Raw genomic sequence first — 12999 nt, forward strand, 5'->3', positions numbered from 1 at the left:
TCTGGGGGGTTTACCGTCTGCGCGTCGAGAAGATGGCGTTGGAGGTTCCCGTGGCGTTTCCCGAAGACGTGCTCACCAAGGACGAGCATGTCGTGCTGCACCTACATCCGCACTGGAAGGCGCTGATCCGGCCGATCGTGGTGCTGGTGCTGGCGATCGCCGCGGTGGTGGTCGGCGTGCTCCTGCTGCCCGAGAGCAGCGGCGGTTCGATCGCGCTGGCCGTGATCGGCGTGATCGCCCTGGTAGCGGTGCTGTGGCTCGGTCTGTGGCCGTTCCTGGTCTGGCGTACCACCCACTACCTGTTCACCAACGAGCGTGTGCTGTTGCAGCAGGGGGTTTTCTCCCGGGACCGGCGGGACCTCCCGCTCACCCGGATCAACGACCACTCGATGAACCAGCACTTCTTCGAGCGTCTGCTGGGCTGCGGCACGCTCACCATCGAGTCGGCCGGCGAGCGCGGCCAGTCGGTGCTGGCCGACGTGCCGGGGGTCAGCCGGGTGCAGACGACCCTCTACGAGTTGGTCGAGGCGCAGCACGACAAGCACTCGCTGGGCGACGGGGAGATGCGCGACATCCTGGCCGACATGCGCGAGGGTAAGCCGCTGCGCGACACCACCACCTGATCGGCCGGAACTACCGAGACCCGCCCTGGCCGAAGTCGGGGCGGGTCAGTCGTGTGGTTCCACAGTGGGCGGGGCGCTCGACGGCCCGTCCGCGCTGGTCGCCGACGTCGGGTCGGCGGGCACCTCGGTCGCGGTCGGACCCTCGTCGGGCAGGTCGGCGGTGGATGTGCCGGCTTCGGGCAGGTCGGCGGTGGGAGGGTCGCCCTCGGTCGGTCGCGCGGCGAACCAGCCACGGAACCGGGTGCGCAGCACCTCCTGCTCGGGCCGGTCGTCCGGGCCGAGGCGGAGCATGGTGCCGGTGAGGCTGACGGTGCCGAGCCCTGGCCGGGCGGTGGACGGTCGGGCGCCCATCACGTCGACCCGGACGGCGAGCCGGTCGCCGGCGCGTACGGGAGCGAGCCAGCGCAGCTCCTCCAGGCCGGGAGAGGCATCCGCAGCCGCCCGGGACAGCAGATGGTCGACGTAGGCACGCATGAACAGGCTGACCGTGTAGAAGCCGCTCGCGATCAGGCCGCCGTGCCGGCTCGCCCCGGCCAGCTCGGGGTCGACGTGGTACCACTGCGGGTCGAATCGACGGGCGAAGGCGACCATCTCGTCGCCGTCCACGGTGACCACGCCGAGATCGACGGTGAGCCCGGGGACGAGATCCTCGAAGTACAGCTCGGCGGGTTGCCCGGTGCCGGAGCGCGCGGCGGGTGGCGTCACCGGCGGGGCGAGCGGCGGGTGCCGACGTGCAGCTCTGCGGCGAGTTCCGCGTCCAGGTCGGCGGCGGGGCTCACGCTCAGCCGTGCGGACCTTCCCTGCGGGGGAGCGCCGGGCGGTGGGTCGCCACGGCGGGCGGACTCCGCCTCCTCCAGCTCGGAGACGGACTCGGCGAGCTCGGCTACCGGGTCCATCTCGGCCATGGTGTCCCACTCGTCGCGGGGGAGGCCGTGCCAGGTGGAGTCCGACTTCTTGTCGTCCTCGACAGCGCTGACCGGCTGGAAGACGAAGGTCCGGTAGGACCAGAACCGGAACAGCGTGGCGAGCAGGACGCCGACGGTCTTGGCCACGTTCAGTGCCAGCAGGCCGTGTATGCCGAGGCCGTACTTGGCCGCGGCCACCGCACCGAGTTCGATGAGTAGGCCAGCGCCATTGAATAGGAAGAAAAGGACGTACTCGCGCTGAAGCGCCGATTTCGGACGATCCCGGTACGTCCAGTGCCGATTCATGAGGTACGACGTGATCGTGGCGACGATGGTCGCGATCACTGTTGCCTTCAACTGACCGTTGACGAAAACGGTCAGTGCAAGGGCATTGAACACCGCGTAATTGATGACGGTGTTGATGCCGCCGACGATGCCGAACTTGAGCGCCTCGTGGATGAACTTCTGCCAGCGCTCAGGCAGCAGACGGACAAGACGCATGCGAAACACCTTAGGGCAGTCGTGGCGGCCGGCGATCGCCGGCCGAACAGGATGGGCGGCAGGTCACGCCCCGTGGTCACGGTCGGGCATGACCTGCGGAACGGTCCGGGTTCCCGCTTCGACGAAGACGAACCGCCGGTAGGACCAGAATCGGAACAGCGTGCCGAGCCCGGTGCCGACGATGTAGCTGGCCACGTTGTCGGCCAGGCGCGTCTCGAACACGGCCGGCCAGACGCTGCCGAGGCCGTACCGACTGATCGCGAGGCAGGCGACCGCTATGCCGAGGCCGACCGCGTTGAAGAGAAAGAACAGCGCGTACTCCCGCGCCGGGTTGTTGCGCTGACGGTGGCGCCACGTCCAGAACCGGTTGCCCAGGAAGGCGACGGAGGCCGCGATCACCGTGGAGATCGTCTTCGCCGTCAGCTCTTCCATGCCGCGACTGATCGTCAGGTAGTTGAAGAGCGCGAAGTCGATGAGGAAGGCGACGCCGCCCACGGTGGCGAACTTGCTCATCTCGCGGACGAGGTGACCGAAACGGTCCAGCAGTCTGCCGACCAGACCCGGTCGGGTCTGCCGGGGACCCGGTTGCTCCCCGGTCATCGTGGCGGCCACGGGGCGAGCCTACCGGCTGTGGCCCGGTCAGCGGGGTAGCAACGGGCGAGCGGGTGTGGTCGCACGCGGGGGCCCAGCGCCGTGTGCGGAACGGTTGAACGCAGCGTAACCAATTGGGAGGACTGTCGCGGCCCGGAACGGGAATCCACGCACCGGTCGGCGGGGCATGTCCACGGCCCGACCGCAACAAGAGTCCGCCGGGGGTGCACAACAAGATTTGCGTGAAACTGCTCGGGAAAGCGGGTATTAGCTCGTGATGCGGCAGCGTAGCCATAGCTTGTGCAGTTCTTCACAACCAGTCCCACTGACTCGGAAGGCTGTCCGGTTTACGCTGAGGCCAATCCCAGGTTTCCACGAAGGCGACGCATCGCGCCGCTGAGTCTCGTGCATCCCATAGATCGGTCAGCGTCGACCACAAGGAGATGTGTCATGGTTGCTCCGGCTGTTGTGCGGGGTATCGATCAGGCCCCGACGTCCCACCCGAAACTGCTCGCCTGGGTCCGTGAGGTCGCGGAACTGACCACCCCCGACCGTGTCGTCTGGGTGGACGGGTCCGACGAGGAGTGGCGCCGGCTCACCGATGAGCTGGTCGAGGCCGGCACGCTGGTCCGGCTCAACCCGGAGAAGAAGCCCAACTCGTTCTACGCGCGCACCGACCCGACGGATGTCGCCCGGGTCGAGGAACGCACCTACATCTGCTCCGTCGACGAGGCGGACGCCGGCCCCACCAACAACTGGATGGCGCCGGCCGAGATGAAGCGGACGATGACGGACCTCTACCGGGGCTCGATGCGCGGTCGCACCATGTACGTCATTCCGTTCGTGATGGGTCCGGTCGAGGCCGAGTCTCCGATGTTCGGTGTCGAGATCACCGACAGCGCGTACGTGGTCGCCTCGATGCGCATCATGACGCGGATGGGCACCCGTGTCCTCGAGGCGATGGGTGACGACGCCGACTTCGTGCACGCTCTGCACTCGATCGGCGCGCCGCTCGCCCCCGGTCAGCAGGACGTCGCGTGGCCGTGCAACGAGACCAAGTACATCTCGCACTTCCCGGAGACCCGGGAGATCTGGTCGTACGGATCGGGGTACGGCGGCAACTCGCTGCTCGGCAAGAAGTGCTACTCCCTGCGGATCGCCAGCGTGATGGGCCGGGACGAGGGCTGGCTCGCCGAGCACATGCTGATCCTCAAGATCACCTCGCCGGAGGGTCGGGTCTACCACATCGCCGGCGCGTTCCCCTCCGCCTGCGGCAAGACCAACCTGGCCATGGTCGAGCCGACCATTCCGGGGTGGAAGGTCGAGACCATCGGTGACGACATCGCCTGGATGCGGTTCGGCCCGGATGGTCGCCTGTACGCGGTCAACCCGGAGTACGGCCTCTTCGGTGTCGCGCCCGGCACCGACTGGAAGACCAACGCCAACGCCATGCGCACCCTGGACCGGGGCAACTCGGTCTTCACCAACGTCGGCCTCACCGACGACGGCGACGTCTGGTGGGAGGGCATGGGCGAGCCGCCGGCGCACCTGATCGACTGGAAGGGCAACGACTGGACGCCGGAGAGCGACAGCCTCTCCTCCCACGCGAACAGCCGGTTCTGCACCCCGATCACCCAGTGCCCGATCCTCGCCGACGAGTACTTCGACCCGAACGGCGTGCCGATCGACGCCATCCTCTTCGGTGGTCGCCGCAAGGACACCGTCCCGCTGGTGACCGAGGCCCGCGACTGGGTGCACGGCGTCTACATGGGTGCCACGCTCTCCTCGGAGACCACCGCGGCCGCCTCCGGCGCGGTCGGCGTGGTCCGCCGTGACCCGATGGCGATGCTGCCGTTCATCGGCTACCACGCCGGGGACTACTTCCGGCACTGGATCGAGATGGGCAAGGGCGCCGACGGCGACGCGGCGAAGCTGCCGAAGATCTACTACGTCAACTGGTTCCGTAAGGACCCGGACGGCTCGTTCCTCTGGCCGGGCTTCGGGGAGAACTCCCGGGTGCTCAAGTGGATCGTCGAGCGGATCGAGGGCTCGGCCGACGCGGTCGAGACCCCGGTGGGCATGGTCCCCGCGCCGGACTCGCTGGACGTCGAGGGTCTGGACATGACCCCGGAGGACGTCCGGATCGCTCTGAAGGTCGACCCGGACGAGTGGCGCGACGAGCTGCCGATGATCACCGAGTGGTTCGAGAAGTTCGGCGACAAGCTGCCCGGCGTGCTCTGGGCCGAGCTGGACGCGCTGCGGGCGCGCCTGGATGCCGTCCAGCCGCAGCGCTAGGTGTGAAGACCGCCCGCTGCGGGCATCATCGGATCCCATGAGGACGGCCGCCGAGACCCAGGTCCGGCGGCCGTCCGCCGTCCGGGTCCTCACCATCCTGCTCGCGACGACGGCGGCGGCGACCGTCGTGGTCGAGCTGCTCAACTGGTGGTACGCCCCGGAGCAGGGCTTCGGGCTGGCCGTACGCACCGGCTGGGCGATGCTGCGCTCGTTCGGCTTCCTGTTGCTGATCGGGCACGTCCGGCGGGGCCGCACGGTGGCCCGCCCGTTCGGGTTGATCCTCGCGGTCACCACGATCTTCGCCGTCGGTCGCCTCATCGTGCCCCGGCAGGGAGTGCCGCCGCTGCCCGGCCTACTCGGCTTCGCCGCGCTCACCGCGCTCTGCGCCGCTGTGGTCTGGCTGCTCTACCGCTCGTCGGCGCTGGCCGGGCACCTGGTCCGGCACCGGCCCCGGCTCGTCATCGACCGGGCCGGCATCTCCTGGCGGGAGACCCCTCCGCGCCGACCTCAGGCCAGCGCCTGGCTGTTGACCAGCCGCGTGGCGGCGTTCACCTACAGCCCGTTGATGCTGGTGCCAGCCCTGGTGGCCGGAGGGTCCATCCTGGACGGGCGGCTGAGCGCGGTACCGGCAGTGCTGTTCTGGTTCGGGGCGGGCATCGCCGCCAGCTACGCCGTGCTGTTCTGCACCGCGTTCCTGATGCGGGGCAAGGACTGGGCCCGTGGCCTGCTGGTCGGTGTCACGGTCGCCGTACTCGCGGTGGACCTGCCGCTGTGCTGGTGGCTGCTGGGCGTGGACGGCCTGGTCCGCGACGGCGGCCCGCTGGTCGCCGCCGCGGCGCTGGCCTTCTACGGCCTGCGCCGGGCCGCCCGCGCCCCCGACAGCGGCCGACCCGAACGTCAACAGTGACCACGGCGCTTTCGCGCCGACGCCGCTGGATGCCGACCCGTCGGCCGACCACGCCCCAACCCTGCTCATTCCCCCTCCGCTGCCCTCCTTTGCTCTGCATCCCTATATGCACCGGTCGCGGACGGTAACCGTCGCCTCCGCGGGTGCAGAGCAAAGGGGGCGGGTGAGACCTGGCGGGCCGGTGCGGGAGCGGTCGTCAGGGGCGCACAGGGGGCAGGATGGCGGGTGGCGTCGGTCACAGCGGTCGGCGTCGGAGCGGCTGCGGAGATTGTCGGTCCGGCCGATCGCAGGGCCGACTGCGTCGGCAGCGGCAGCGCCGGGTCGGACTGGAGGGAGGCGCGGTGAGCGACGAGTTCGACGTGGTGGTGGTGGGAGCCGGACCGGCGGGGGCCGCCGCCGCGCTGACCGCTCGCCGAGCGGGTGCGAGCGTGCTGCTGCTGGACCGGGCCGACTTCCCCCGGGACAAGGCCTGCGGCGACGGGATCGCCGCGCACTCGGTGGACGTGCTCGCCGAGCTGGGGGTGAGCGAGGCGGTGGCGGGTTACGCCCCGCTGCCCGCGTTACGCATGATCGCCCCGGGCGGCGGTGCCGTGGCCCGGGCGCTGCCGCGACCCGCGTACACGGTGCCGCGCGAGGTCTTCGACGCGCGTCTCGTGGCGGCTGCCGTGGCGGCCGGCGCCGAGCTGCGCCGGCACACCGTGCGTCGGGTCGAGCCGCGCGCCGATCGGGTGGTGCTCGACGGGGAGCTGTCCGGACGGGTGGTGGTGGGCGCGGACGGCGCCGGGTCGGTGGTGCGGCGCGCCCTGGGGCACCCACAGAATCCCGACCGGCACCTCGCGCTGGCCATCCGGGGGTACGCCCCGGCTCTGCCCGGCCCGTCCGAGCAGCTCATCGTCACCTCGCAGGCGCGCTGGCCGGCGTACGCCTGGTCGTTTCCCATCGGTGACGGACGGGCCAACGTCGGGTACGGGGAGGTGCTGCGCGGTGAGCCGCTGAGCCGGTCCTACCTGCTGGACCGGCTGACCGCGCTGCTGCCCGGCACCGACCTGGCGACGGTGACCGCGTTGCGGGCCCACCATCTGCCCCTGTCCACCCATCGGCCGGCTCCGGGTCGAGGTCGCACGCTGCTGGCCGGAGACGCCCTGTCGTTGATCAATCCGTTCACCGGGGAGGGCATCTTCTACGCGCTGCTCTCCGGTGCGCTTGCCGGCGCGGCGGCGGCCCGGGCACCCGAGGAGGCCGCCGCCCACTACGCCCACGGACTGCGTCGCCGCCTCGGCACCCACCTGCGGCACAGCTCGTTCGCCGCCTGGCTGGCGCGGCGACGGCGGGTGGTGGACGGGGCGGTCCGGGCGGCCCGTCGGGACGACCGGGTGTTCTACGACGTGGTCGAGCTGGGTCTGGGTGACGGGCGTCTCAATGCGCGCACACTGGCGCTGATCGGCATCGGTCTGGCCGGGCGAGGTGGGGCTCCGAGGCAGTGATGTGGGAGGAGGGTCGCTACGCTGCAAGGTGATGACGCTGCGGAACCTTATCTACTCCGTGTACGAGCGCCGGCTCACGGCGAAGCTCGCCGGTAAGCCGGTGCCCCGCCACGTCGGGGTGATGTGCGACGGCAACCGCCGATGGGCGAGGGAAATGGGCTTCGTCGACCCCAACGACGGGCACCGGGTTGGCGCGGCGAAGATCAAGCACGTTCTCGGCTGGTGCGACCAGGCCGGCGTCGGGCACGTCACCCTCTATCTGCTGGCCACCGACAACCTCCGCCGTCCGGCCAGTGAGCTGGACCCGCTCCTCAAGATCATTGAGGACCTGGTGGTGGAGCTGGCGGAGGAGGGCAACCCCTGGCGGCTGCGCATCGTCGGGGCGCTCGACCTGCTGCCGGCGCAGACCGCGGCGGCGCTCAAGGGCGCCGAGGAGCGCACCCGCGAGCGCAGCGGCGGCGCGGAGGTCAACATCGCGGTGGGGTACGGCGGTCGCCGGGAGATCACCGACGCGGTCCGCTCGCTGCTGCTGGAGCATGCCGCCTCCGGCGGCACGCTGGAGGAGCTGGCCGAGGTGCTGGACGTCGAGCACATCTCCGAGCACCTCTACACCCGTGGCCAGCCCGACCCCGACCTGGTCATCCGCACCAGCGGTGAGCAGCGACTGTCCGGCTTCATGCTCTGGCAGTCCGCGCACTCGGAGTTCTACTTCTGCGAACTCAACTGGCCGGATTTCCGGCACATCGACTTTCTGCGGGCGCTGCGCTCGTATGCCACCAGGCAACGCCGCTACGGCGCCTGAGCGGGCCGCGACGACGAGACCGTCACCACCGGCCTGGCGGGGTCACCCACCAGGCCGGTGGGGTCAGGGCAGGTGGGTCAGTGCCCGGGTGAGGAAGTCGCCCAGGGCCGCCGGCGACTCGATCGTCAGGTCGGCGGCGTTGGCCACCTCCTGACCGGTCTCCGGGTTGGCCACCGCCACACAGACGCCGAGGAAGTCCGGGTCGGCGGCGGCGCGGGCGCGCAGCGCGGCGAAGGCCTTGATGTCGGAGACGTCGTCGCCGAAATACCAGGCGCCGGTGGCACCCTTGATCGCCTCGCCGATGACCATGCCCTTGTCCCGGTCGACAGGCGGCTTGAGCTCCAGCACCATCCGCCCGGCCTGCACCCGCAACCCCAGCCGGTCGGCCTGCGCCTCGCCCCACTGCTGCACGGTGGAACCGAGCTGCGGGGCGGTGCGCCAGTGCAACGCGACGGAGAGCCGCTTGTATTCGACGAGGGTGCCGGGGGGCAGCTCCGCCCGGGCCTGGTCGGCCAGCTCCTCCATGGTCGGCACCCAGGGCAGCGCGGCCGGCTCGGTGACCGTCTCCCCACCGGAGTGGCTGTGCTCCAGCCCGTACAGGCCGTAGAGGTCCACGCCGGCGAGCCCGCCGAGCTGATCCCGGAGGAACTCGACGGGTCGGGCGGACACGATCGCGACCCGCTGCACGACCGGGGCCAACGCCTCGATCGCGGCCAGCGCCTTGGGTGCCGGGCGAACCGCTGTCGGATCGTCGTCGACGGGCGCGAGCGTGCCGTCGAAGTCGAAGAAGAGCACGGTCCCGGCGGCCCGGCCGGCGGTTGTCCGCCAGACCTGGTCGGCGTTCAACGGGGTCCTCGGCTGCTGATTGCCCAGATTCAACGGCGGCACGCGCGTCAGCGTACCCCGGCGATCGGGGCTCATTCCTGGCCGAGCGGACCCGTTCGGCGGTACGCGATCAGCGTTCGGCGGCTCCCCGTCCGCGCCGGCCGAACGGCACCACCGCCGCCTCCTGGCCGTGACTCAACAGGTAGCCCTCCACGAACCCGGTGTTGCGATCACCGGTGTGGTTCTCGATCTCGTTGAGCCGTGCCACCAGGAACTCGGTGAGGGCGGTGATCCGATCGTTCAGGCGCTCGTGCAGCTCAGCGACGACGGCCAGGACGACCGCGGTGCCGGCGGCGATGAGCACGAAGAGATTGACGACCAGCGGAAGTTGCCCGCCGTCGACTGCGAGAGTCACCGCGTTGCCGGTCGCCCACAGTGTCATCGACACTGTCGCGACCACGACTGCCAACCATTTCAGGGTCATGGACAGACCCCTCCTTCTGTCCCGCAGGGCTAGGTTCGGCCTTGTCCCGTCCCCCCGCCGATGACGAGCCCAAGCAGTACGAATAGGGACGCTAGCGTGCCCGTTCCTGCCCCGGAGGTAAACGAATGAACCTGACCAGGCGTTCTTTCGCTATCTGAGGAACTACCCGGCCTGATTGCCTCTTTTTCGGACATCGACCGGCAACGTTGGGCGGTATGCGAGGTATCTAATGGTTTCGCGGATGTGGAACTTCTCCGCGTCCGACACGTTCGGATCGACGAGTCGGCGCAGCAACGCCTCGACGTCGGGGTCCATCGGAGGGGCGGGCTGACCGGTGCGATGACCCGTCGCGGCGCGGTCCCAGCCGAGTGCGGCGAAGGCGGCGGCCGGATTCAACCCCAGGCCCTCGCAGAAGGCGACGACCCGCTCTGCCTCCGGGTCGCTGGCCCAGTCGCCCCGGACCCACCGGTTGATGGTCTGTCGGGACACGCCGGTGCGCCGGGACACCTCGGTGCCGCTCCAGGCCCGGGTCGCCCGTGCCTCGTCCAGGGCGCGCCGCACGAAGGTGGCGAACGCGATCTTCCGCGCATTGGCCGTCTCGGTCACCCCGTGACCGTACGGCCAGCCGGAGGCGAGTGCCCGCCCCGGCTCGCTACTGTCACGCGGACGTGACGGGATCTTCGGATTTCCGGTAAACGATTCGATGTCACTGTCGAGGGGTGTCACGCGGGCAGAATAGATGCCCGTAGTGGTCAACGTAAGGGGACGAAAAGCTGATACTGTCACGCCCATGGGACAATCTACGGTGTGTCACGTGCATGAGACGATTGGTGCTCACATGCGTCACGCCCCCGGTGCCGAGGGGGTGTGGTGACCGAGCTCGCCACCCGCGCCCAGGCCTTCGGGCTGATCGCCGAGGGGGTGGCCGCGGGGCTGACCGCCCCCTGGCGCCTCTACCTCGCCCGAGGCTGCCGTTACCTGTCGCTGAGCGTCGGCGATCGCGCCGAGTGGAACGCCTGGCGTACCCATCTCGGCTGCCCTGAGCTGAGCGTCCGGGTCTACGACGCCGGCGGTGAGATCCGCCGCTCCTCGGTGGCCGAGGTCGTGCTCGACGGCTGCCGGATCAGCGTCGAGTTGGTCGAGGAGGTCAGCACCGACGACCTGGACCGGCTGCTCGTCGCGGATCCCACCACGATCGAGCCGGAGGAGCGATGACCCGCCGTCCGAGCGGGGTCGGAGCTGCCCGATGAGCCCGTTCCTCGCGGTCTTCCTCGTCCTGGTGCTCGGTGCCACCAGCTACGCCGCCGGCCGCCTGCACGGCCAGCTCAGTTATCGCATCGGCTACCGCTTCGGCTACCGGCAGGGCTACTTCGACGGCGACCGGGGTGCCTGGAACAGACGTCGTCGGGACGCCCAGGCGGCAATCGCCTCGGCCCTGTCGGTCCCGCCGGCGAGCGTGGCCCGTTCGGCGGGCGCCGTCGCTCCCCGGCCCGGCACCACGTACACCGGCTCGTCGTTCGCCGCGCCGGCCGCCCCGATCACCGGGCGGCACCCGACCGGCACGCTCGTCCGACGTACCGGTTGAGGTCGGCCCGGCGGGTGCCGTCCCGCCGACCGACGCCACGAACGCGGTGCGTCGTCCGCGGCGGACACGCACCGTCGGGGTCACGTCAGACCGGTGACGGTGGCCCCACCGGCCGGGGTGCGCGCAGGGGGCATGCATCCCGGCCGGTTCCGCCGCAGTGTCTTCGGGCTGGCAGGCACCGCGGTGAAGGGGGGTTCACACACCCGTCTTGGGAGATCCACGTCCGACCTCTAGCCGAGAGGGTCCGGCGGGGCTAGCGTCTAGGCATGGCACGGGGTTCTCCCGAGCCAGCCGGTCCGCCCGGATCTGCGACCTCGCGCACGGGGTTCCGCATCCGACCCCGTGTCCCCGGGCACCGGAGGAGGCGGAACACGGGTGGCGGGTGCCCATCCGTCGGAGCAGGCCTGTGACGACTCGCCGTACCACCGCCGGTGCCGACCAGACCCCGGCCGCGACTGCCACGACCCGCCGCGCCACCAGGAGCCGCCGTACGGCGGCCGCCGCGCCGGCCGACCCCAAGGAGCCGCGACCAGCCGGCCAGGCCTTTGTCCTGGACACGTCCGTGCTGCTCTCCGACCCGGCGGCGTTCCACCGGTTCGCGGAGCACGAGGTGGTGCTGCCACTGGTGGTCATCACCGAACTGGAGGGCAAGCGGCACCATCCCGAGCTGGGCTGGTTCGCCCGGCAGTCGCTGCGAATGCTCGACGACCTGCGCGTCCGGCACGGTCGGCTGGACACGCCGGTGCCCGCCAACGACGCGGGCGGCACCCTGCGGGTGGAGCTGAACCACACCGACGACGGCGTGCTGCCGCCCGGCTTCCGCAACGAGAGCAACGACGCCCGGATCCTCTCCGTCGCGCTCAACCTCGCCGCCGAGGGGCGGGAGGTCACCCTGGTCAGCAAGGACATGCCGCTGCGGGTCAAGGCGGCCTCGGTCGGTCTGCGCGCCGACGAGTACCGCCACGGCCAGGCCAGCGACCCCACCTGGACCGGCATGTCCGAGATGGAGTTGAGCGACGAGCAGATCGGCCAGTTGTACGGTGGGGAGACGCTCGACCTCGACGAGGCGTCCGGGTTGCCCTGTCACACCGGTCTGGTGCTGCACTCGGGGCGCGGTTCGGCGCTCGGCCGGGTGCTGCCGGACAAGTCGGTGCGTCTGGTTCGGGGCGACCGGGAGGCGTTCGGTCTGCACGGCCGTTCCGCCGAGCAGCGGATCGCTCTCGACCTGCTGCTCGACGAGTCGATCGGGATCGTCTCGCTGGGCGGCCGGGCCGGCACCGGCAAGTCGGCGCTGGCGCTCTGCGCCGGGCTGGAGGCGGTGATGGAGCGTCGCCGGCACAAGAAGGTGATCGTGTTCCGCCCGCTGTACGCCGTCGGCGGTCAGGAGCTGGGCTACCTGCCGGGTTCGGAGTCGGAGAAGATGTCGCCCTGGGCGCAGGCGGTCTTCGACACGCTCGGCGCGGTGGTGCACGAGAACGTGCTGGAGGAGGTCACCTCTCGGGGCATCCTCGAGGTGCTGCCGCTGACCCACATCCGGGGGCGCAGCCTGCACGACGCGTACGTGATCGTGGACGAGGCCCAGTCGCTGGAGCGTGGGGTGCTGTTGACGGTGCTGTCCCGGATCGGGCAGGGCTCCCGGGTGGTGCTCACCCATGACGTGGCCCAGCGGGACAACCTGCGGGTCGGCCGGCACGACGGGGTCACCGCCGTCATCGAGGCGCTCAAGGGGCACCCCCTCTTCGCGCACGTCACGCTCAGCCGTTCGGAGCGGTCGCCGATCGCGGCAATGGTGACCGATCTCCTGGAGGACATCCCGATCTGATGACTTTCTGGGGGCTTTTGTCTATATTTTAGACGTGGCGCAGATCACAAACAGGTCGGTTGGTTTCCCAACGGCCTCACTGTGCGCAATCGTGTCCCACGAGCGTCCACGCACCACGAGCATCGCTGATGATCGTTCGTCCCGAGCGGAACGACATCGGCGGCGGTCGGTGCGT

13 protein-coding genes and 1 pseudogene are annotated in these 12999 nt (G+C 70.3%); 8 read left to right on the forward strand and 6 right to left on the reverse strand.

The genetic code is table 11. The features are described 5' to 3' along the window. The first annotated feature begins 50 nt into the window (after positions 1-50). On the forward strand, positions 51-623 hold the full coding sequence (locus tag O7631_RS09310) for a PH domain-containing protein (protein WP_278143885.1): 573 nt from the start codon (positions 51-53) through the stop codon (positions 621-623). A 45-nt stretch (positions 624-668) separates the two neighbouring features. Here O7631_RS09310 and O7631_RS09315 read toward each other — a convergent pair whose 3' ends face one another. The 3 genes and pseudogenes from O7631_RS09315 to O7631_RS09325 all read right to left on the reverse strand — a co-directional run. Next, positions 669-1328 carry a MaoC/PaaZ C-terminal domain-containing protein gene (locus tag O7631_RS09315; RefSeq protein ID WP_278143886.1) on the reverse strand — a complete coding sequence of 220 codons (660 nt, stop codon included), beginning with the start codon at positions 1326-1328 and terminating at the stop codon, positions 669-671. After that, positions 1325-2029, reverse strand: a complete 705-nt coding sequence (locus tag O7631_RS09320) for a GtrA family protein (RefSeq protein ID WP_278143887.1) — start codon at positions 2027-2029, stop codon at positions 1325-1327. Before O7631_RS09320 ends, O7631_RS09315 begins: the two co-directional genes overlap by 4 nt. Positions 2030-2092: 63 nt before the next feature. Further along, a pseudogene (locus O7631_RS09325) lies at positions 2093-2926 on the reverse strand (GtrA family protein); the annotation flags it as partial. A 144-nt stretch (positions 2927-3070) separates the two neighbouring features. Here O7631_RS09325 and O7631_RS09330 point away from each other — a divergent pair. The 4 genes from O7631_RS09330 to O7631_RS09345 all read left to right on the forward strand — a co-directional run bounded on the left by O7631_RS09330 (position 3071) and on the right by O7631_RS09345 (position 8108). After that, positions 3071-4915 carry a phosphoenolpyruvate carboxykinase (GTP) gene (locus O7631_RS09330; RefSeq protein ID WP_278143888.1) on the forward strand — a complete coding sequence of 615 codons (1845 nt, stop codon included), beginning with the start codon at positions 3071-3073 and terminating at the stop codon, positions 4913-4915. Between the two features lie 37 nt (positions 4916-4952). Continuing rightward, positions 4953-5822, forward strand: a complete 870-nt coding sequence (locus O7631_RS09335) for a hypothetical protein (protein WP_278143889.1) — start codon at positions 4953-4955, stop codon at positions 5820-5822. 341 nt (positions 5823-6163) lie between these two features. Then, positions 6164-7306, forward strand: a complete 1143-nt coding sequence (locus O7631_RS09340; RefSeq protein WP_278143890.1) for a geranylgeranyl reductase family protein — start codon at positions 6164-6166, stop codon at positions 7304-7306. A gap of 31 nt (positions 7307-7337) precedes the next feature. After that, positions 7338-8108 (forward strand): isoprenyl transferase, encoded by a 771-nt coding sequence (locus O7631_RS09345; protein ID WP_088986344.1) that lies wholly within the window; start codon positions 7338-7340, stop codon positions 8106-8108. Positions 8109-8171: 63 nt separating this feature from the next. On the opposite strand, the gene otsB is transcribed toward O7631_RS09345, so the two are convergent. The 3 genes from otsB to O7631_RS09360 form a co-directional block, all read right to left on the reverse strand. Beyond that, entirely contained in the window at positions 8172-8996 is an 825-nt protein-coding gene (gene otsB, locus O7631_RS09350; protein WP_278143891.1) for a trehalose-phosphatase, read from the reverse strand. A gap of 67 nt (positions 8997-9063) precedes the next feature. Next, entirely contained in the window at positions 9064-9417 is a 354-nt protein-coding gene (locus O7631_RS09355; protein ID WP_278143892.1) for a hypothetical protein, read from the reverse strand. Positions 9418-9579: 162 nt separating this feature from the next. Continuing rightward, a complete protein-coding gene (locus O7631_RS09360; protein WP_145786310.1) occupies positions 9580-10023 on the reverse strand; it encodes an XRE family transcriptional regulator in 444 nt (147 codons plus the stop codon). A 264-nt stretch (positions 10024-10287) separates the two neighbouring features. Between O7631_RS09360 and O7631_RS09365 the strand changes: the two genes are divergently transcribed. The 3 genes from O7631_RS09365 to O7631_RS09375 all read left to right on the forward strand — a co-directional run bounded on the left by O7631_RS09365 (position 10288) and on the right by O7631_RS09375 (position 12824). Continuing rightward, entirely contained in the window at positions 10288-10632 is a 345-nt protein-coding gene (locus O7631_RS09365; protein WP_030328857.1) for a hypothetical protein, read from the forward strand. 31 nt (positions 10633-10663) lie between these two features. Further along, positions 10664-11002, forward strand: a complete 339-nt coding sequence (locus O7631_RS09370; protein WP_278143893.1) for a hypothetical protein — start codon at positions 10664-10666, stop codon at positions 11000-11002. 406 nt (positions 11003-11408) lie between these two features. Continuing rightward, entirely contained in the window at positions 11409-12824 is a 1416-nt protein-coding gene (locus O7631_RS09375; protein ID WP_278143894.1) for a PhoH family protein, read from the forward strand. Positions 12825-12999 lie beyond the last annotated feature (175 nt).

It is taken from the genome of Micromonospora sp. WMMD967 (assembly GCF_029626165.1).
GTDB lineage: Bacteria > Actinomycetota > Actinomycetes > Mycobacteriales > Micromonosporaceae > Micromonospora > Micromonospora taraxaci.

What these genes read in the sequence shown, in the direction of transcription:
- O7631_RS09345 (WP_088986344.1), top strand. Translation starts at nt 7,338, where the DNA reads ATGACGCTGCGGAACCTTATCTACTCCGTGTACGAGCGCCGGCTCACG.
- O7631_RS09370 (WP_278143893.1), top strand. Translation starts at nt 10,664, where the DNA reads ATGAGCCCGTTCCTCGCGGTCTTCCTCGTCCTGGTGCTCGGTGCCACC.
- O7631_RS09355 (WP_278143892.1), bottom strand. Translation starts at nt 9,417, where the DNA reads ATGACCCTGAAATGGTTGGCAGTCGTGGTCGCGACAGTGTCGATGACA.
- O7631_RS09335 (WP_278143889.1), top strand. Translation starts at nt 4,953, where the DNA reads ATGAGGACGGCCGCCGAGACCCAGGTCCGGCGGCCGTCCGCCGTCCGG.
- O7631_RS09330 (WP_278143888.1), top strand. Translation starts at nt 3,071, where the DNA reads ATGGTTGCTCCGGCTGTTGTGCGGGGTATCGATCAGGCCCCGACGTCC.
- O7631_RS09320 (WP_278143887.1), bottom strand. Translation starts at nt 2,029, where the DNA reads ATGCGTCTTGTCCGTCTGCTGCCTGAGCGCTGGCAGAAGTTCATCCAC.